The organism is Plantibacter sp. RU18 (assembly GCF_050613355.1).
Classification (GTDB): Bacteria; Actinomycetota; Actinomycetes; order Actinomycetales; family Microbacteriaceae; genus Plantibacter.
This window is the reverse complement of the sequence record NZ_CP159618.1, coordinates 1,422,084-1,440,197: the sequence shown is the minus strand read 5'-3', so window position 1 is coordinate 1,440,197 and position 18,114 is coordinate 1,422,084. Positions and strand designations below refer to the sequence as shown.

17 protein-coding genes are annotated in these 18,114 nt (G+C 66.5%); 9 read left to right on the top strand and 8 right to left on the bottom strand.

The genetic code is table 11. The features are described from left to right. The first annotated feature begins 20 nt into the window (after positions 1 to 20). From ABMA10_RS07010 to ABMA10_RS07000, 3 genes are all read left to right on the top strand, one after another. Positions 21 to 2,015 (top strand): lanthionine synthetase LanC family protein, encoded by a 1,995-nt coding sequence (locus ABMA10_RS07010; RefSeq protein ID WP_347868531.1) that lies wholly within the window; start codon positions 21 to 23, stop codon positions 2,013 to 2,015. Next, entirely contained in the window at positions 2,012 to 2,554 is a 543-nt protein-coding gene (locus tag ABMA10_RS07005) for a hypothetical protein (protein WP_347868529.1), read from the top strand. The genes ABMA10_RS07010 and ABMA10_RS07005 overlap by 4 nt, the downstream gene beginning before the upstream one ends. A gap of 141 nt (positions 2,555 to 2,695) precedes the next feature. After that, on the top strand, positions 2,696 to 3,292 hold the full coding sequence (locus ABMA10_RS07000) for a hypothetical protein (protein ID WP_347868528.1): 597 nt from the start codon (positions 2,696 to 2,698) through the stop codon (positions 3,290 to 3,292). Between the two features lie 199 nt (positions 3,293 to 3,491). Here the strand turns inward: ABMA10_RS07000 and ABMA10_RS06995 are convergent, their stop codons facing one another. From ABMA10_RS06995 to ABMA10_RS06985, 3 genes are all read right to left on the bottom strand, one after another. Beyond that, a complete protein-coding gene (locus ABMA10_RS06995) occupies positions 3,492 to 3,989 on the bottom strand; it encodes a GNAT family N-acetyltransferase (protein ID WP_347868527.1) in 498 nt (165 codons plus the stop codon). A 23-nt stretch (positions 3,990 to 4,012) separates the two neighbouring features. Then, positions 4,013 to 5,194: a M50 family metallopeptidase gene (locus ABMA10_RS06990; RefSeq protein WP_347868526.1), complete on the bottom strand. Its 1,182-nt coding sequence runs from the start codon at positions 5,192 to 5,194 to the stop codon at positions 4,013 to 4,015. A 416-nt stretch (positions 5,195 to 5,610) separates the two neighbouring features. Then, positions 5,611 to 6,975, bottom strand: coding sequence for a cation:dicarboxylate symporter family transporter (locus tag ABMA10_RS06985; protein WP_347868525.1), 1,365 nt, complete (start codon positions 6,973 to 6,975; stop codon positions 5,611 to 5,613). Positions 6,976 to 7,177: 202 nt separating this feature from the next. Between ABMA10_RS06985 and ABMA10_RS06980 the strand changes: the two genes are divergently transcribed. Beyond that, positions 7,178 to 8,830 carry a sensor histidine kinase gene (locus tag ABMA10_RS06980; protein ID WP_347868524.1) on the top strand — a complete coding sequence of 551 codons (1,653 nt, stop codon included), beginning with the start codon at positions 7,178 to 7,180 and terminating at the stop codon, positions 8,828 to 8,830. Further along, positions 8,827 to 9,534 carry a response regulator gene (locus ABMA10_RS06975; RefSeq protein ID WP_347868523.1) on the top strand — a complete coding sequence of 236 codons (708 nt, stop codon included), beginning with the start codon at positions 8,827 to 8,829 and terminating at the stop codon, positions 9,532 to 9,534. Before ABMA10_RS06980 ends, ABMA10_RS06975 begins: the two co-directional genes overlap by 4 nt. A gap of 113 nt (positions 9,535 to 9,647) precedes the next feature. Here the strand turns inward: ABMA10_RS06975 and ABMA10_RS06970 are convergent, their stop codons facing one another. From ABMA10_RS06970 to ABMA10_RS06960, 3 genes are read right to left on the bottom strand one after another with little or no spacing between them, the layout of a single operon-like run. Then, a complete protein-coding gene (locus ABMA10_RS06970; protein ID WP_347868522.1) occupies positions 9,648 to 11,294 on the bottom strand; it encodes a hypothetical protein in 1,647 nt (548 codons plus the stop codon). Beyond that, positions 11,291 to 11,623, bottom strand: a complete 333-nt coding sequence (locus ABMA10_RS06965) for a hypothetical protein (protein ID WP_347868521.1) — start codon at positions 11,621 to 11,623, stop codon at positions 11,291 to 11,293. Before ABMA10_RS06965 ends, ABMA10_RS06970 begins: the two co-directional genes overlap by 4 nt. Continuing rightward, entirely contained in the window at positions 11,620 to 11,895 is a 276-nt protein-coding gene (locus tag ABMA10_RS06960; RefSeq protein WP_347868520.1) for a hypothetical protein, read from the bottom strand. The genes ABMA10_RS06965 and ABMA10_RS06960 overlap by 4 nt, the downstream gene beginning before the upstream one ends. Positions 11,896 to 12,067: 172 nt before the next feature. On the opposite strand from ABMA10_RS06960, the gene ABMA10_RS06955 reads away from it, so the two are divergent. After that, complete coding sequence (locus ABMA10_RS06955; protein WP_347868519.1) at positions 12,068 to 12,682, top strand: hypothetical protein; 615 nt, start codon at positions 12,068 to 12,070, stop codon at positions 12,680 to 12,682. Positions 12,683 to 12,778: 96 nt separating this feature from the next. Here the strand turns inward: ABMA10_RS06955 and ABMA10_RS06950 are convergent, their stop codons facing one another. After that, on the bottom strand, positions 12,779 to 13,549 hold the full coding sequence (locus ABMA10_RS06950; protein ID WP_431031330.1) for a MerR family transcriptional regulator: 771 nt from the start codon (positions 13,547 to 13,549) through the stop codon (positions 12,779 to 12,781). A 198-nt stretch (positions 13,550 to 13,747) separates the two neighbouring features. Between ABMA10_RS06950 and ABMA10_RS06945 the strand changes: the two genes are divergently transcribed. Together ABMA10_RS06945 and ABMA10_RS06940 are read left to right on the top strand one after the other, a co-directional pair. Further along, positions 13,748 to 14,620, top strand: coding sequence for a DUF4097 family beta strand repeat-containing protein (locus tag ABMA10_RS06945; RefSeq protein WP_347868517.1), 873 nt, complete (start codon positions 13,748 to 13,750; stop codon positions 14,618 to 14,620). After that, positions 14,617 to 15,246, top strand: a complete 630-nt coding sequence (locus tag ABMA10_RS06940; RefSeq protein ID WP_347868516.1) for a PadR family transcriptional regulator — start codon at positions 14,617 to 14,619, stop codon at positions 15,244 to 15,246. Before ABMA10_RS06945 ends, ABMA10_RS06940 begins: the two co-directional genes overlap by 4 nt. A 77-nt stretch (positions 15,247 to 15,323) precedes the next feature. On the opposite strand, the gene ABMA10_RS06935 is transcribed toward ABMA10_RS06940, so the two are convergent. Continuing rightward, on the bottom strand, positions 15,324 to 15,827 hold the full coding sequence (locus ABMA10_RS06935; RefSeq protein WP_347868515.1) for a septum formation family protein: 504 nt from the start codon (positions 15,825 to 15,827) through the stop codon (positions 15,324 to 15,326). A 262-nt stretch (positions 15,828 to 16,089) separates the two neighbouring features. Here ABMA10_RS06935 and ABMA10_RS06930 point away from each other — a divergent pair, with 262 nt between their 5' ends. Then, positions 16,090 to 18,093 (top strand): APC family permease, encoded by a 2,004-nt coding sequence (locus ABMA10_RS06930; RefSeq protein WP_414693662.1) that lies wholly within the window; start codon positions 16,090 to 16,092, stop codon positions 18,091 to 18,093. Positions 18,094 to 18,114: the final 21 nt, after the last annotated feature.

The window sequence follows — 18,114 nt, the reverse complement described above, 5'->3', positions numbered from 1 at the left end:
GCTAGGGGGTCCAATCCAACCTGGCGCTACAGGGTCCGTTCTACTTCGGCGTCAACATCAACGACCTGCATTGCGAGAACCTACTCTCTACAGCGCAGGGGCCAATCGTGCTCGACGCGGAATGCTTGCTCAACTTCTCCACGGTATCCACCCATCCAGCACATGTCGATCTCCTACACGGAGCACGGCCCCAGGTGTTGGATTCCGGACTCTTGCCCAATTGGCGGAAGACGTTTCGTTCTGCAACACCGAGAGAGGTGACTGCTCTCGGGTACTATGCGCATCCAGATCGGTTGCCGACGGTGAGATCCATCCAGAGCGTCGATGGCGACCCCCGATATGTCCACGAGCGAGAGTCGAAGCCGGGCTCCATGCCCCATCAGCCCCACGAGACGTTCGGTTCTTTCCCAGCCGGACCGTACCTGGACGACGTGAAGCGAGGTTTTCACGCCACCTATGACGTCTTGCTGGAGGACGATATTGTCGCCGAAGTTGTGAGCCTGGTCGAGGCGAACGCCGATGCCCGGACCCGTATCGTGATCGCAGACTCGGCGGCATACGACACGTTGTTGCAGTCGACTCGAACCTCATCTCCACCTTCATCGTCAGCAGTCTCCCGAACTCAGAAGGAACTTTTCGACAGCGAACAGTTCGCTCTCGACCATGGTGTGGTGCCTCTGATCGAGCAGCGAATCGGCGATGGTGCGCTTGTCCTCGACAACGGAAGAATTCTTGACAGCCCGAGCTCTTCGCCGCTCACGAAACTCACCGAACACCTGTCGGGGCTCTCTTCAGCCGACAAAAACGACCAGGCGGGGCTGCTCTCGCTGAGCCTCGAGCTGGGTGCGTTCAACCCTCGCGATGCGCGAACCGTCGCTCTCGCAATGCCGGCGACAGGTGCACTTTCCAACCAGATCGACGATCTGGTTTCGACCGTTTCCGGTGCGGTGCATGATCACGAGGGTGCGCCATGGATGGTCACCTCCACGGAACCTGATCCGGACTTCTTCACCCTCCACAGTGCTCCCGCAGGCTTGTACGCGGGTCCTATCGGAGCAACCTTTGCGCTCGGAATCGCCGGACTTGCACACACGAGCGCCGAACGAGCCTTTCGAACGCTGTCCGGCCGATTCCTGGAGAGTATCCATGAGACCCTGAAGGAGCGCCGGCAACCCGGGAGCGGTGATCCGCTGACACTCACCGGCCCCGGGTGTCTTGGACCGCTCGTCGCCCTCGCCTCCATCGCGGCGCTCGAAGGTGATCATGGGACACTGGACGCGATATCGGCCCTAGCCGGACCGCTGTCCGCTGCTGCCGCTCCCCCTCGCGGACTGGATCTCATCGACGGGGCAAGCGGTGTGGCCATCGGGATGAGACGTCTCGCCACACTCACTCGGGGAGACGGATACCTGGCCGCCCAGTCACGTGCCGTGGAGGACCTCGTCGAGGCGATGCCGGAAGTGCTGACCGAGGAGACGCCCGCCGTTGGGCTGGCGCACGGCTTATCAGGATTCGCCCTGGCACTGCATCACGCCGCGACTGATCTCGACCTCCCGGATCTCCACGTGAGCGCACAGTTGTGCCTCGAACTGGAGGACGAGTTGATGGCATCCGGCAGGGCACGGGAAGCCGGCTCCTCCAGTTCCTGGTGCTGGGGCGCCACAGGTCAACTGACCGCACGGCTGGCATGCGATCCAGATTCACCTCGTATCGATGCTCTGCGCGACATCGTCCGAACGACACGGAGCGATCAGGTCGGCATCTGCCACGGCGTTGCCGGGCCCGCGCTCCTCCTGCGAGCATCCGCGTATACGCGACGGTTTGGGAACAGGGATGCAGCGAGTGTCCCATCCTGGGCGAGCTCGTTGCGTGCGCGACCCAGGGCTCGCGCGAATGCGCCCCTGTTCGCCCGAGACGCGGGCTTGTTCACCGGGGTCGCCGGTGTTCTCGTATCGCTGTGTGCGTTCCGGGACGGCGCGACGTTCTCCCTCCATGACCTGAGCTATCAGACATGACCGACGTCGCGATCGCACTCAGCATCGCAATGCTCCTGCTTCTCTGGCTCGCGATCGCGGCGCGGGCCTTCATCGCCGCAATGCTGGTTCTGAGGCCGAAGTTCCGACCTCCGTGGTTCGCAGTACTGATCAGACGGGCGCCATCGTGGAGATTGTTCGGCCAAAAAGGCGCGATATTCGACCTGTATGAGGTCATTGGAGACAGGCTAGACGATCACGACGAGGAGCACTTCCACTCCTCATACGGAAATACCCGTCGTTGGTTTCACCCGTTCATCAACCCGTACAGCCGGTACCGCTATCTCCATCGTGAACTCATGCAGTCCACGATGTACCGTTACATGCGTCAACGTTCATCGGACCCGGCAACCACGGCTGCCGTGAGTCTTCTCGAACGAGCGACGCGAGATGAAGTTCGCCGTCAGCACTCCGGCGATACCCGGGCGCGCATCGCACATCTCTACATCGTTGTCGACCGAGGTTTCTACGCGAAGGACGCGCCCGAAGCACAGGTCTCTCTCGGCCCGTTCACCGTCTAGCTGATGTGGATCCTCATCTCCTACACGCTCGTCGCGATCGGCGCAGCGACGTCTTCGATCGAGGAACTCGTCTCTCACCGGCGCTCCCGGGTCGTGCTTGCGCAGACGCGAGCTCGTTCTGCGTGCACGATCGCGACGTCGTTGTTCCTGCTCGTCGCGAGCGTCCTCCTCCTCGCGGTCACCTGGCTCACACGCGAGCCAGAGGCCCCGTCCATCGCAGGCGCGTTGTTGATTCTGGCCCTAGGGCTCTTGCTGCGCACCTTCATCGTTCAGGGACTCGACGGCTCCGACCGGATGTTGCTCTGTGCCGCGCTCGGGACGGCGTGTTGGGCGAACCTCCACCTTCAATCGCACTGGCTCGGGCTGGCGGCCTGGGCTGGTTTGACCATCCTCCTGTCGATTGCATACCTTGACGGCGGACTGTCGAAGGTCCGGCATCGCGGCTGGCGCGCCGGCCGCCAACTCGCCCTCGCACTGAACATGAAGGAATTCGGTAACAAGATCACGGCTCGAATACTCCTCTCTCGCCCGCGTTTCGCGGCATTCGCAAGCTGGGGCGTGATTCTTCTCGAGCTTTCGGCTGCACCTGCTTTGCTCTTCGGCGGGTGGGTGGCACTTGTCGCCGGAGTCCTTTTGGCGATGATGCATGCGACGATTGCCGTGCTCATGGGGCTAGGACGGTTCTTCTACCCCTTTGTCGGCGCTCTGTGCTTCGTCATCGCGGTTCACCCGTCGTGAGCATCGCGTCACGTCCTGCGACCTCGTGCCACAACGAATGCTCGTGCTCGACGCGTGTCACGCAGCGTCATCGAGGTTCGAGACCGTCCGTCTCGAATCGGAGCACTCCCGGGCTGTCCGATTCCTCAGGCGTCGCCTACTGCGTCTCGCCCGACGGAGCGTCGGTGTTCCCAATCCTCCCGCAGGATAGCCAGCAGTGTCACATCATGCCACCTGCCCTCGCGCCACTGCGCCTGTCCATCACACCCTCTTGGCGAAGCCCGGTTGATTCGATTCCTTGGGGATGTTTCACCGCTGCTGCGGGCGTTGTTGCCTCAATACGGTGGGCGGTGGTGTGTGTGAACAGATAGTCGAAGAGGAGAAGCATCGCTGCTCGAGTTGCGCGCGTGCGCTGGTATTCCGGAAAGATGATGAGTCCGAAATTCCAGGCGCGGTTCCGATTGGCGCCTCCGTACCAGAAGCCCGGCATCCATTGCACCTGGCCGACGAAATTCGATCTCTCGTCGAGAACCGCGAGCATCCCACCCTCACCGAATGGAATCCCTTGAAGACTGCCGCCAGGGGTGCCGCCGTACTCGTAACCGAACCAGTTGTACGGCTTCCACGTCTCAGGGTCGTTGAGGCGCTCTACAAGTTGCCCTTGTAGCACAGCGGTCAACGGCGCCAAGGAGTACCCGTCGGCCGCGCGTTCGGCCATGATCACTTCTCCTCTCTCATCATTTAGAGCACCGGTGCGAAAATGTCCGCGACGATGAATACGAGCGAGATCGCGGCCAATGTGGCGAAGGTTGCCAACGTCACCGGAATCAGCCGCGCGACACTCACTGGCGGCGACACAGCCTTCCCCCGCGACGATGCGATCCGATCTCGCACCGACTGGTACACGCTGACAGCAATATGCCCGCCGTCGAATGGTGGCAGCGGGACCATGTTGATGAGGAACAGGGCAAGATTCAACTGCGCTCCCAGAAGTAGCAGCGCCTGTAGCTTCAGGTCTCCAGAGAGCTGCTCCGAAGACGAGATCGTTCCAGCGACCTGCCCCACGCCGACAAGGCTGACAGGCCGGTCCGGCACCGCTGTACCTGTGAACAATCCAGTCACCGTCGTCACCGCGGATACGGGCAGCTTCACCAGAGTCGTGACCGTGGTACCGATCGTCGCAAGCGCCTGGCCCGATGCATCAGCGAGCGACTGAGGAATGAGTGTCACTCCCGGCGTCACCCCCAGGTATCCGACCTCGATGCCATCAGAGTCGATGCTGGCGAGGGTGATCTCTTGTTCGAACTGTCTCCCGTCACGGAGCAACGTAAAAGTCGTGACCTGGTCAGGGTGGGATCGGATGATCTCCACCGCCTGATCCCACTGTGCGATCTTGTGCCCGTCTATGGCGACGATGACGTCACCCTTGTGCACCGCCGCACTCGCGGGGGATGGCGCGTTCGCTGCAGAACATTCTTGCGAAGAAGTCGACGGAGTGCACTCCGCGATCTTTCCGGCGGTTATCGCGGTGGCTCCCATTCCCCAGAATGCGCCAAGCATCAGACCGACGGCGAGCACGAGGTTGACGGCCGGCCCTGCCGCCATGATCGTGATTTTCTTCAGCGCCCGCAGCTTCCAGAACGCCGGCTCCTCCGGAATCGACGGGTACTCCTCCGGGTCGTCGGCATCCGGGTACATCCCTTTCATGCTGATGTACCCCCCCAGGGGCAAGAGCTTCACGCCGAATTCCGTGCCACGCACACGGCGCGACCACAATGTGGGACCGAAGCCCACCATGAACTGTCGCACGGGGACCTGGAATCGCCGCGCGAACACGAAGTGCCCCAACTCGTGCAGAGCGATGGAGGCCAGCAGGATTACCACGAAGGCCACGACCCCAAGAGCAAACTCGATCGCGGTCATGACAGCACTCCCTTTGGTGTAACTGAAGACCTCATCTCCCAGGGTTTCGCCCACAACGAACGAGGAGTTTGGCCCCTGGATGCAATACCACCCGCCCTCAGCTGGCGAGGATCTTCAAAATGGCGACCGCAAGCAGCCAGAACCGTTCCCACTCCGACGTGACAGCGTGTGCAACCAGATACAAGCATGTCCGTGACAACTGATGTAGAGGGCATCTCATCCTAGGGGTTGTGCAGGCTCCTCGTCAGCGGTGCGAAGGGCCTGCAGGGAATGCCCCGATTCTAGGGCTCGTCCATGATCATTCACCGCCCTCGGAGTTTGTTGGGAGGCCCCACGGTCCGACCTCGCTGGTGCGCCAGCCACCTCGACACACCTGGCGACCACACGGATGTGCGGTCGCCAGGTGTGTCGAAGTGTTATCGGTTCAGCCCCGCCGATGCCGCCGGCTGGTCCGCGTCAACCGGGACCGGCACCGCCACGGCACCCGTGTGGTCGTCGACGCTCATCGTCGCCTCGTCGAACCGGTCGCGGCCGGCGAGGACCTCGACCACCTGCGTCCGGTCGACCTCCTTCACCCACGTGCCGATGATGATCGTCGCGACGGCGTTGCCGGTGAAGTTCGTGAGCGCGCGCGCCTCCGACATGAACCGGTCGATGCCGACGATGAGCCCGACACCGTCGACGAGGTCGGGCCGGTTGGCCTGGAGCCCTCCCGCGAGGGTGGCGAGTCCTGCACCCGTGACACCGGCTGCACCCTTCGACGCGATGATCATGAACGCGAGGAGCGAGATCTGCTCACCGATGTTCATCGGCACGCCCATGACGTCGGCGATGAAGATGGACGCCATCGTCAGGTAGATCGCCGTGCCGTCGAGGTTGAAGGAGTAGCCGGTCGGGACGGTGATGCCCACGACGGGCTTTGAGACACCGAGGTGCTCCATCTTCGCGATGAGTCGGGGCAGCGCCGCCTCGGACGACGAGGTCCCGACGATGAGCAGGTACTCGCGGCCGAGGTACTTCATCAGCGCGAAGATGTTGAACCCCGTCGTCAGCCGCAGGACGCCGCCGAGGACGATGACGATGAACAACGCGCAGGTGATGTAGAACGCGACCATGAGGGTCGCGAGCCCGACGAGCGCACTCGCGCCGGCCGATCCGGTCACTGCCGCGATGGCACCGAACGCACCGATCGGAGCCATCCACATGATCATCGCGAGCACGCGGAAGACGAGCGCCTGCAACAGCTTCACGCCGCGGAGGATCGGCTCGCCCGTGGCACCCATCTTCTGCAGCCCGAACCCGACGAGCAGTGCGACGAACAGCACCTGCAGGATGTTCCCGCCGGTCAGCGACGAGACGAGCGTGGTCGGGATGATGCCGAGGATGAACTCGGTCGTGCTCTTCGCCTCGCCCTCGACCTGGTAGCTCGTCTCGGCGAGGTTCAGACCGGCGCCCGGCTGGATGATGTTGCCGACGACGAGACCGATACCGAGCGCGAAGGTCGACATGACGATGAAGTAGAGCATCGCGAGGCCACCGACCTTGCCGACCGTCGCAGCCTTGGCGATGGAGCCGACACCGATGACGATCGTGCAGAAGATGACCGGTGCGATCATCATCTTGATCAACGCCACGAATGCGTCACCGACGGGCTTCAGCCCCTTGGCGAACTCGGGCGCCGTGAGTCCGACGATGATGCCGGCGAGGACCGCGACGATCACCGCGATGTACAGGTAGTGGGTCTTGTCCAACCGTTTGAGGGAGGAGAGCGTCATTGCCATGCCGGATCCGTTTCGTCGTGCGTCGCGTCAGTGCGGCAGCGGTGGTCGATTGGCCAACCCTGCAACCGGCTGCGACCGGTGGGACCGTTGTGGTCGTAGTGACCGCTTGTGGTCGTAGTGGTCGCGGGCAGCGGCGCGCGGCCGGACCGCCAACCCCGATACTGGAGGGGTCGACGCGACGGAGCAGACGGAGGTGGTACGGGTGGCCGGTGGCTCCAGGAGCATCGCTTCACGACTCTTCCTCGTCCAGCTCGTCGCGGTCGTCGTCTTGACCCTCGTCGCCGGAGTCCTGCTCTGGTTCCAAGCGCGCACCGAGACGGAGGACCGCGCGGTGGCGAAGTGCCTCGACGTCGCGAACGGCATCGCGGACAACCCGTTCGTCCTGACGCAGCTCGCCACCGATCGTCCGTCCGACGCTCTGCAGCCCTATGCCGAGGCGCTCATGCGTGACACCGGCGTGGACTTCGTGACGATCATGGCGACCGACCGCACGAGGTACACCCATCGCGATCGCGATCAGATCGGCAAACCGTTCATCGGCACCATCGCCCCGGCTCTGGGCGGGACGACCTTCACCGAGACCTATGCCGGCACGCTCGGGCCGTCGGTGCGCGCCGTCGCACCGATCATCGACGACTCGGGAACCGTCGTCGCACTGGTCGCCGCCGGGGTCACCGTCAGCAACGTCGCCGAGACGTTCGAGGCGCGGGTGCCGTGGTTGCTCGCCACCGCGCTGCTCGTCCTCGTGATCGGCGCCATCGCGTCCTGGACACTCCGCCGGTATCTCGAGCGCGTCACCGGATCCCGCGGCCCGGAGGATCTGGCGCGCATGTTCGACTACTACGAGTCGGTCCTGCACTCGGTCCGCGAGGGGCTCGTGCTCGTCGACCGGCAGCACCGGCTCGTGCTCGTCAACGACCAGGCCGCCGAGTTGCTCGGACTCCCGCTCGGCGATCGTGCACCCGTCGCTGCGCCGGTCGGCGAGCTGGACATCGACCACGGAATCCGCGACCTCCTCGCGAGCGGCCGACAAGCGGTCGACGAGATCCATCTCACCCGCGACCACGTGCTCGTGGTCAACCAGGAGTCGGCGATCGCGCCCGGCGAGGCGAGTGGCGCGCAGGGACGCGGATGGGTCATGACCCTGCGCGATCACACCGAGGTCGAACACCTGAGCGGCGAGCTGCAGTCGATGCGGACGATGAGCGACGCCCTCCGCGCGCAGACGCACGAGTTCGCGAACCGGCTGCACACGATCGTGTCGCTCATCGAGCTGGACCGGCGTGAGGAGGCGCTCGAACTCGCTGCGCAAGGACTCGGGGCGAGCCAGCGCCTGACGGACCGGGTGCTCGCGGCCGATCGGGAACCGGTGATCTCCGCACTGCTCCTCGGCAAGACCGCGCAGGCGGCAGAGCTCGGCGTCGAACTCCACCTCGAGAGCGATCCGGGGCTCGGGCGCGTGCAGGTCGATCCCGCGGTGATCGTCACCATCCTCGGCAACCTCATCGACAACGCGATCGACGCCGCAGCGGGCGAGCAGCCCTGGGTGGAGGTCTATCTTGGCCAAGGGCTGCCTGGCGGTGCCCGGAGCGAGGGCGGATCCGACCGCACGGAGCTCGTCCTCCAGGTCAGCGACAGTGGTCCAGGACTCGACCCGCGGGTGCTCGACCTCGCGTTCGAGCGCGGCTGGTCCACGAAGGAGCCCGGACGGTACGGCCGGGGGTTCGGGCTCGCGCTCGTCCAGCAGGCGGTGACGCGCCTCGGTGGGACGATCGAGGTCGTCCGTGAGCCGTCGTCGGCCTTCGTCGTGACACTGCCGGCCGCGGTGGGCATCCGGGACGGTGCGACGACATGAGCGAGTCCATCCGTGTGCTGGTCGTCGAGGACGAGCCGATCGCCCAGCAGGCCCACGCGAGCTACCTGCGTCGGCTCGAGGGCTTCGAGCTCGCCGCGGTCGCCGGCGACGCAGCGAGCGCGATGCACGCCCTCCGCGCTGCGGAGGCGCATCGCTCCCCCGTCGATCACATCGACCTCGTCCTCCTCGACCTGAACCTGCCGGACGCGCACGGGCTCGAGCTGTGCAGGCGCATCAGGACCGCCGGGATCGACGTCGACGTCATCGCGATCACCGCCGCCCGGGACCTCAGCATCGTCCGTGCCGCGGTCTCGGCTGGTGTCGTCCAGTACCTCATCAAGCCGTTCGCCTTCCCGGCGTTCGCGGACAAGCTTGAGGCGTACCGGTCGTTCCGACGCACCATGACGGCCGACGGCGCGGTCGCGAGCCAGCACGAGGTCGACCTGACCCTCGCCACGCTCCGCACTCCCTCGTCGCGGCCGCAGCTCGCGAAGGGGCTCTCGGAGGACACGCTACGGCTCGTCTCGGAGCTGCTGCGCCGAGCGCCCGGACCGCTGTCGGCGAGTGAGGCCGCTGCCGCAGGTTCGCTGTCCAGGGTGACGGCGAGGCGTTACCTGGAGTACCTCGCCGAGACCGGTGTGGTCGAGCGTTCTCCCCGGTACGGCGCCCCGGGCAGGCCGGAACTCGAGTACCGCTGGCGATGAGCCCGACGGTCCGAGCCCGCGGTCCCTGACCGCGGCCCCTCGGCCCGACCGATCCCTGAGCCACCACCCCGTCCCTGAGCCACCACCCGGTCCCTGAGCCTGTCGAAGGGCGGTCAGTTGGGGTTGACGACCGCGTAGACCTGCTTCCAGTACGCGAACCCCTCCACCTGTTCGTCGGAGCCGTTCAGCATGATGTCCTCGGTGACCTGGTTCGTCTCGCCGGTCGACGGGTCGTAGATCTCGTACTCCCCGTCGTGGAAGCCGATGATGAGGACGTAGTGCTGCGGGATGGTGTTGTCGTTGTCGCCGACGAGCAGCGGCACGGGTGTGCCGTCGTTGGCCGCTTCGGCGGCGGCCGTGAGGGCTTCGCCGCGGCCGCTGTCGCCTCCGAGCAGGTTGGTCCAGTCGAGCCGGTAGTCGGTGCCGCTCAACCCGGCGTCCCGCCCCGCCCCGCCGGGGGCGGTGCCTGCGACGTTCGGATAGTCGAGCACGCCAGGCAGGTCGTTCGCACGATCCTGGACCTCCTGCTGGAGGTAGGTCATGCGGTCCTCGGTCGACGACCCGCCACCCGACGGGTCGATGCCGCTCAGGTAGGCGGGCACATGCCCGTCGAGGATCTCGCCCGTCCGGAGCCAGTAGGCGAGGAAGGGGTCCGACTGGGCAGCGAGGGTGATGAGCGTCGTGGTTCCGCAGGTCTTGTTGTTGTACTGGTCGAAGATCTCGCCGTTCACGGTCGCCGTGCCGTAGCCACCGACACCGAGACCCGAGAGTTCCTCGATGAGCTGTGGACGGTCCCCGTCCGACGCGTTCGCGATGGCCGCGGCCAGCGCGAGGACTGCCGCTGCCCCGGCACCGGTCGCGAGGGCGCTCATGAGGAGCGCACTGACCTGCGGGTCGTTCGCATCCTGCATGGCGGCGAGGATACGCTCGCGCTCGTCGTCGTCGAGCGTCGCCCACTGCTGCTGGTATGCGGCCCACTCGTGCTCCGAGAGCACCGCGGAATCGGGGCCGTCTCCGGCGTAGGCGACCCTCGCCACGAGCACGTCGATCCTGGTCTGCCCGACCGGGACCTCGACACCGGCCAGCCGCGCGTACCCCTCGGAGTCCGAGATCGCCCGCCGCAACGCCTCCCCCGCCTCCCAGGCCGAGTCGTATGACGCGTGGCAGACCGAGACGCCGTCGAGGATCTGTCGCACGCCACTCCCGAGCGCGGTGACGACCCCCGCGACCTCATCCGCCGTGGTGAGCGGATTGAGCATCCGCCACGGGTCGACCGAGATGCTGCCCAGCGTGCGGTGCCCGTCCCGGATCGTTCCCGCTCCGGGCTCGTGCGCTGATCGGGCGTCGCGGATGCCCTCCGCATAGGCGTGGAACGCGGTGCCGCCGGTGCGCAGTCCTTCCGCCTCGCTGGAGACGAGCGTCTTCACCGCGGTGAGCACGTGCGTCGCGCTTGCGCCGGTCACTCCGGCGAGCGCCGCAGGCAGACTCGACGCCGACACGGTGGACAGCGTCGTCTCGATGTCGTCGGCGACCAGTGCGGCGTCGTCGTAGGTGTCGGCGAAGGCGTCGATGGCGTCCGGATCACCGGGCGGCGGCGAATCGGCGAAGATGCCCGAGCGTGGGAGGAGGCCGAGGGCGCGTTCGACGAAGGACCCGATCGATGCGGCGAGCGCCAGCGGGTTGCCGCCGAGGGAGTCGAGGAAGGTCGCCAGCACATCGAGCTCGGCGGAGCTCTTCGCACGCAATTCCGAGAGCGTCATGATGCGCCTTCCTGTCGTCGGAGCCCTGAGAGCAGGTCGAGGACGATGGTCTGGAGTCTGGCGACGGCGTGCAGCTCGTCGGCGACGTCTGAAGCGGTGGCGCCGCGTCGGTCGGCGTCGCGAAGGGCGGCGAGCACGACGGCTCCGGCTTGTTCGTCACTCAGCATGCCGGGACCGAGTCCGATGACGGCCGCGAGTCCTGCGGTGCGGACGACGCCGGCCAGCTGGTCGGTCACGCCCGCCGGGACACCGGCGCCGCGGAGCTCGGCCGCGAGTTCGGCGATGCGTCGTCCCGATGCAGCGGACCTGGTCTGGGTCGGCGCGGTCACGAAGCACCTCCGGCGAGGTCGGTGTCGGTCGCCGTCATGGTGTCGGCGACCTGCTGCATCCATGCGGCGAACTCGTCGATCGTCGTGGCCGCTGCAGTGAGTTCCTGTCGCCAGGTCGATTCGAAGGTCCCGGCTTGGGTCGACACCTGCTCGTCGAGGAACGAGGTGTCGGCGCAACTCGTGAACACGCCCCGACCACTCGTCGCCGCTTGTGCGACCGTCTGGATGACGCTGGCCAATCCCGCGTCGTCGACCTGGAGATCCCCGCTCATCGTCCACCCTCCGTGGTCGCTCGTCGGCGACCGTCTCCCCCAGGGTGGCCTGGTGTCGCCCGGTTGGCGATGGGCAGCGCTCCCCATGAGCTGCCGTGCCCGGATCGAGGCGTCGGTGCCCGAGGTCGGCTACCGTTGCAGGGACCTGCCAGACCCTGCCAGAGGAGGCCGCATGCCGTCGACCAGAACGCGGGGTCTGCGCGCGCTCCTGGCGGGCCTGGCTGTCGCAGCCCTCTGCACGGCGTGCGCGCCGAAACCGGCGGTCGAACCGAACGCCGTGGATGACGCTCGTCTGGTGTCGTTGTCGTCGGACCCGGTGCTCGCCGGCGGGACCGCGACCGAGGCGAGGTCCCCTGACACCTCGGCGAACGTGACCGTGGAGCGAGGCTCGGTCTCGCTCGCCGATCCGTGGCCGACCGGGTCGCCGGACGAGGCGGCCGCGGCATCCGACACCACCTGGTCCACCGCGCGGTCGATGCTCGCCACACTGCGCGATACGGGGTGGGAGCCGATCGCCGTCGGTTGCGAGCTCGAACAAGCAGGGTCGCTCGGCGAGGCGGTCGTCTACGCGACGAAGGACTTCGGCGGTTTCACGGCAGCACTCGAGTCGCGGGTCTCGGTCAGCGATTCGAGCCTCGTCGGCTACGTCCCGTTCCATGCCGAGGACCCGTCCCCCTGGACGCCGTCTGTTGTGATCGGGCCGGGTGAGAGCTGCTTGGACGGCGACGGCCCGCCGAGCGACGACGTGCCGTTGCCTGACGATCTCCGCGTCGAGCGCTGGTACTGATCCGTCCGCCCTGCAGCAGGAGATCAGGCCGGCAGCAGGACGCGCGAGGGGGATCTCCTCCCCTCGCGCGGACGTCCTGCGGTCGCGCGGGCCGCGTTACAGCTCGCGCTCGGCGAACAGCGCCATCGCGTCGCTGACGAAGCGCGCCCCGGTCTCTCCGCCGTAGTTCGCGCTGAACCGGCGGTCGCCGACGTACATCTCGCCGAGTCCGGTGAAGTATTCGCGCGTCGGATGCCCGTCGGCCGTCTGCGGGGTGCCGGGGATGCCGGACAGCCAGTCGTACTGCCGCCGGGCGAGCACCTGCGCCTCCTCGCCGGATGCGTCGACGCCGCGTGACGCCGCGTCGGCCCAGTCGGCTGCGAGCGCCGCAGCCCTCGCCTGCCAGTCCGCGCGTTCTGCCGGGGTCTTGCCCCGCCACCAGCGATCGCCCGACGCGAAGGCGTGTTCGCCCCAGCGTTCCTCGACCTCTGCTTGGTGCTGCGTGTGATCGAACCCGTCGAACATGTGCTCCGCCATGAGGGGTCCGCCTCCTTCCATGTTCGTGATCGTGTCCTCGACGGATGCGATCTGCGCTTCGAGTCGGTCCTGCTCGGCCCGCAGCCACACGAGGTGCTCGCGGAGTGCGTCCGTCGCACCGTGCCCGGCGGCCTCCTGAGCCGCCAGGACCTCGCCCACCGCGGGCAGGCTGAGGCCCAACTCGCGGAGCAGCAGGATGCGTTGCAGGCGGACGAGCGCGTGCTCGTCGTAGTAGCGGTAGCCGTTGACGCCCACCCGCGTCACCGGCAGGAGGCCGACGGCGTCGTAGTGACGCAGCGTGCGACTCGTCGTGCCGGCCAGCTTCGCGATCTCCTGGATCGACCAGTCCATCGTGTCCACCTCCTCGTCCGGGACGTTCCCGGTGCTGGATTCAGCGTAGAACTTGACGTTGCGTCAAGGTCAAGCGCGATCTCAGGGTCGACTCAGGGTGATCCCGGAGGTTCTGCGGTTGCCACGGTCCGGAACGCGATATATCGTGAATACCACTTCAACGCGATATATCGTGTTCACCCCGAAAGGAAACGCACCATGGCACAGGAGAAGTGGATCATCGCTCCCGGCGAGAGCCGCATCATCGACCTCGAGCTGGTCAGACGACTGAAGGTCGGTCTCATCGGTGGCCAGGTCGACATCATCGGCCACGACGAGCCCGGCGCCCGTATCGAGGTCGGTGCCGTCACCGGCAAAGACCTCAAGATCACCATCGACGGCGACGTCGCCGAGATCGATCACCCACAGCTGCGCTGGGACAACTTCCTCGAGGTCTTCTCGAACTTCGGTTCGAACCGCGCGACGGCACAGGTCAGCGTCCTCGTCCCCCGCGACGTCGCGCTCACCTTCGGCGTGGTGAGCGCGAGCGGTCTCGTATCGGGGCTCACGAACGACGCGAAGCTCAACACCGTCTCGGGCGACCTGGTCGCAGACCACATGACCGGTCGACTCGAGCTCAACTCCGTCAGCGGCGAGATCACCGTCCAGAACCACACGGGGCGCATCGCCGCCCACACGGTCTCGGGCGACGTCACCGCCTCCGGCACGATCTCGCGGGCCTCGGTCGACGGCGTCTCCTCGGACGTCACCCTCGACGTCCACGGCCCGTGCGACCAGCTCGACCTCAACACCGTGAGCGGCGCCGTGACGGTCCGTTTCGACGAGGACCTCGCCGCACGGTACACGGCGAACTCCGTCGGCGGCCGCCTCACCATCGACGGCGTCGTCCTGAAGGGACTCCGTGGCGGCGGCTACACCTCCCACACCGGGGCACTCTCCGGACAGTTCGCGGAGGTACGCATCAACACCGTCGGCGGCGCCGTCACCGTGCTGCGTCGTCCGGCGACCGCAGCTGCGGACTCGGCCACCACAGCCGGCGCCCCGACCACCGGGAGCGAGGCAGGCGCATGAGCCCCGTCTTCGCGCACGGCAGCCTGCGACTGTATCTGCTGAGCCTGCTCGACGAGTCGCCGAAGCACGGCTACGAGCTCATCCAGGCACTCACCGATCGCAGCGGCGGTACCTACAGCCCCAGCGCCGGCACCATCTACCCACGCCTCGCGAAGCTCGAGGAGGAGGGCCTCGTCACGAAGACGAGCGACGGCCGGAAGACGGTCTACGAGATCACCGAGGCCGGTCGGGCGGAACTCGCGGCACGTGCCGACGAGCTCGACGGCATCGAGGACCAGCTCACCGACTCCGTCCGACGCATCGCCGACGAGGTCCGCAGTGGCGTGACCGCCGCCATGAAGAGCCTGCGGGCCGATCTCGCGTCGGCCGCCCGCGAGGCGAAGCAGTCGTCGAAGCCCGGCCCGAGCTGGACCGCGAGCGCCGAGGCGTCGGTCGATGCGAAGGTGCAGGGACGACTCGCCCTCCACGAGGCGGACGTCTCGATCAACGAGTTCCGTCAGGCGATCCGCGCCGAGCTGCGTGAGCACGTCTCCCAGGGCGGCGTGCTCGACGACGACGCGGTCTCGACACTCCGTGCGGACCTCGTGGCCGTGCGCGACCGCCTCCGCGAGCGACTGCAGGTCTGACGCGGCACGGTCGCAGCTCGCGACCGTCGGACCGCCCGCCACCCGCGAGGGAGGTGGGCGGTCCGACGTGTATGCGGCTACCGCGCGGCGCCCGCGAGGGAGCCGGTGGTCGCTCCGGAGTCATAGATCACGCAGGTGACGAGGCGGTCGCCCATCTCCTCCCAGCTGCCCTGCGTCGGCGTGTAGTAGTTGAACTCGAGCGTCGAGTCCTCGTAGGCGATGCCCGCGAAGGGCTGGAACTGCGCGTAGCAGCCGTCGTCGGCCTGTTGCGTGAGTGACTCGTCGCCCGGCCACTCGTCGCCCGGGATCGTGACCTCGCCGTAGACCTCGTACTGGTGCGCCTCGGTGCATGGGATGGTCGGTACCTCCGAGACCTCCTCTGAGGAGGATTCATCGTTCAGGCAGTCGCCGACCGCGAGCGTGAACACGTCGGTGGTGCCCCCGCCGACGATCTCGCCCGACTGCGAGTCACGGGTCTCCGACGGCTTCGGCAGGATGTCGCCGATGAGACTGCACCCCGACAGGGTGAGCGCGGCGACGACAGCGGCGATGGCGAGTGGATACAGGCGACGAGCAGTCACGATGGGTGTCCTTGGCGTGGGTGGTCGGTCATGAGTGGGGCGCCCAACGAACAGTTGTCGGACAGTCGCCGATCAGGATATTGGTCAACCGTCTCGTTTCGCCACTCCCCAATCGGTGAACAGAGCTCATCACGGTCGGATGACGATGCGGATCGCGCCCACCGCTACCGGCTTGACTCCGGGTATCGAAGGAGTAATATCGCCGCTCGTGACAACTGAGGGTCGAGAGCCCGGGACAGAACCACGATCGGCAAAACGCTGGTTGATCGGGGACCCGCTGCCGACCGAGAACCTAGAGGGCCAGCTCCTCCCCAAGCGCCTCGCGCTCCCCATCTTCGCGAGCGACGCGCTGTCGAGTGTCGCGTACGCGCCGCAGGAGCTGCTGATGATCCTGACGCTCGGCGGACTCGCGTTCCTGAGCTTCGCTCCGTGGGTCGCGGCGTGCGTCGTGATCCTGCTCGTCGTCGTCGTCGCGTCGTACCGTCAGCTGATCAAGGCCTACCCGTCCGGCGGCGGGGACTACGAGGTCGCGCACCGCAACCTCGGCGAGAAGGCCGGCCTCGTCGTCGCCTCCGCACTGCTCGTCGACTACGTCCTCACCGTCGCCGTGTCGGTCGCATCGGGCGTGGACAACATCATCTCCGCGATCCCCGGCCTGAACCCGTGGCGCGTCGAGCTCGCCGTCGGCTTCGTCCTCGTGCTCATGGCCGTGAACCTGCGAGGGGTCCGCGAGTCGAGCAAGGCCTTCGCGATCCCCACCTACTTCTTCATCGCGAGCGTGCTCGTCATGATCGTCGCCGGTCTCGTACGGACGTTCATGGGCGACGCTCCAGTCGCCTCGAGCGCCGAGTTCACCGTGCAGGGTGAGAGTCTCACGCAGGCGGCGTTCATCCTGCTCCTCCTCCGTGCGTTCTCCTCGGGGTGTTCCGCGCTGACCGGAGTCGAGGCCGTGTCGAACGGCGTGCCTGCGTTCCGTCGTCCGCAGATCAAGAACGCGCAGAAGACGCTCGTCCTCATGGGCGGCACCGCCATCGTCCTGTTCGTCGGACTCGTCGCCCTCGCGCTGATCTCACAGGTGCACTACGCCGAGAACGCCTGTCATCTCGAGGGCTTCGCGAACTGCGAGACGACGCCGCAACCGAGCCTCATGGCCCAGGTCGCGACAGCCGTCTTCGGTGCGAACAGCATCCCGTTCTTCCTCATCCAGGCGGGGACGGCCTGTGTCCTCCTCCTCGCCGCGAACACGGCGTTCAACGGCTTCCCGCTGCTCGGTGCCGTGCTCGCCCGCGACTCCTACGCGCCGAAGTCGCTCAACACCCGAGGCGACCGCCTCGTGTTCTCGAACGGCATGATCATCCTCGGGCTGGCCGCCTGCGCGATCCTCGTCGTGTACCAGGCAAACCTGACACAGCTCATCCAGCTGTACATCATCGGCGTCTTCGTCTCCTTCACACTCGGGCAGACGGGCATGGTGAAGCACTGGCTGCGGATGTTGCGTGAGGGCTGCGACGACCGCGGGGCGGTCTGGCGAGGGCTCGCGATCAACGCCTTCGGCGCCGTGCTGACGGCCAGCGTCCTCATCGTCGTCACGATCACGAAGTTCACCCACGGTGCCTGGCTCGTGTTCGTGCTCATGCCGATCCTCTTCGTCCTCATGCTCGGGGTGAACCGGTACTACCGCGACGTCGAGAAGGAGGTCGAGGTCGACCCGACCACGACCTTCGGCGCGACGGGTGACCACGCCATCGTGCTCGTCGGCAAGATGCAGAAGCCGATCCTCAAGGCCCTCGACTACGCCATCGCTGCGAAGCACGACAGCCTCGAAGCGGTGCACATGTCGATCGACGCCGAATCGACGAAACTGCTCGAGCAGCAATGGATCGAGCAGAACATCCACGTGCCGCTCGTGATCCTCGAGTCGCCCTACCGCGAATTCGCGCTGCCACTCGCGAAGTACATCAAGGCGCACCGCGCGGCGCACGGGTCCGAGGTCGTCACGGTCTACATGCCGCAGTACATCGTCGGTCACTGGTGGGAGAGCCTCCTCCACAACCGTCGGGCATCACGCATCCGAAATCAGATCATGCTCGTCCACGGGGTCACCGTCGCGCTCGTGCCGTGGCTGCTCGATTCCTCCGAGCTCATCTACGGACGCCGGTCGCGGCCGCTGCCCGGGCAGGACCGCCGCGGTGAGATCGTCCGCGTCAAGAAGCCGGTCGAGCGCAAGCCGCACATCGACCGCAACACGGAGCGAACGCGCAACTGACGACGGTTCACGAGCGGTGGG

Bases quoted from the DNA above. Each gene is read 5' to 3' on its own strand.
- ABMA10_RS06990 (WP_347868526.1), bottom strand. From the start codon at position 5,194: ATGACCGCGATCGAGTTTGCTCTTGGGGTCGTGGCCTTCGTGGTAATC.
- ABMA10_RS06960 (WP_347868520.1), bottom strand. From the start codon at position 11,895: ATGAGCGGGGATCTCCAGGTCGACGACGCGGGATTGGCCAGCGTCATC.
- ABMA10_RS06955 (WP_347868519.1), top strand. From the start codon at position 12,068: ATGCCGTCGACCAGAACGCGGGGTCTGCGCGCGCTCCTGGCGGGCCTG.
- ABMA10_RS07005 (WP_347868529.1), top strand. From the start codon at position 2,012: ATGACCGACGTCGCGATCGCACTCAGCATCGCAATGCTCCTGCTTCTC.
- ABMA10_RS06985 (WP_347868525.1), bottom strand. From the start codon at position 6,975: ATGGCAATGACGCTCTCCTCCCTCAAACGGTTGGACAAGACCCACTAC.
- ABMA10_RS06970 (WP_347868522.1), bottom strand. From the start codon at position 11,294: ATGACGCTCTCGGAATTGCGTGCGAAGAGCTCCGCCGAGCTCGATGTG.
- ABMA10_RS06995 (WP_347868527.1), bottom strand. From the start codon at position 3,989: ATGGCCGAACGCGCGGCCGACGGGTACTCCTTGGCGCCGTTGACCGCT.
- ABMA10_RS06945 (WP_347868517.1), top strand. From the start codon at position 13,748: ATGGCACAGGAGAAGTGGATCATCGCTCCCGGCGAGAGCCGCATCATC.
- ABMA10_RS06950 (WP_431031330.1), bottom strand. From the start codon at position 13,549: ATGGACTGGTCGATCCAGGAGATCGCGAAGCTGGCCGGCACGACGAGT.
- ABMA10_RS06940 (WP_347868516.1), top strand. From the start codon at position 14,617: ATGAGCCCCGTCTTCGCGCACGGCAGCCTGCGACTGTATCTGCTGAGC.
- ABMA10_RS06975 (WP_347868523.1), top strand. From the start codon at position 8,827: ATGAGCGAGTCCATCCGTGTGCTGGTCGTCGAGGACGAGCCGATCGCC.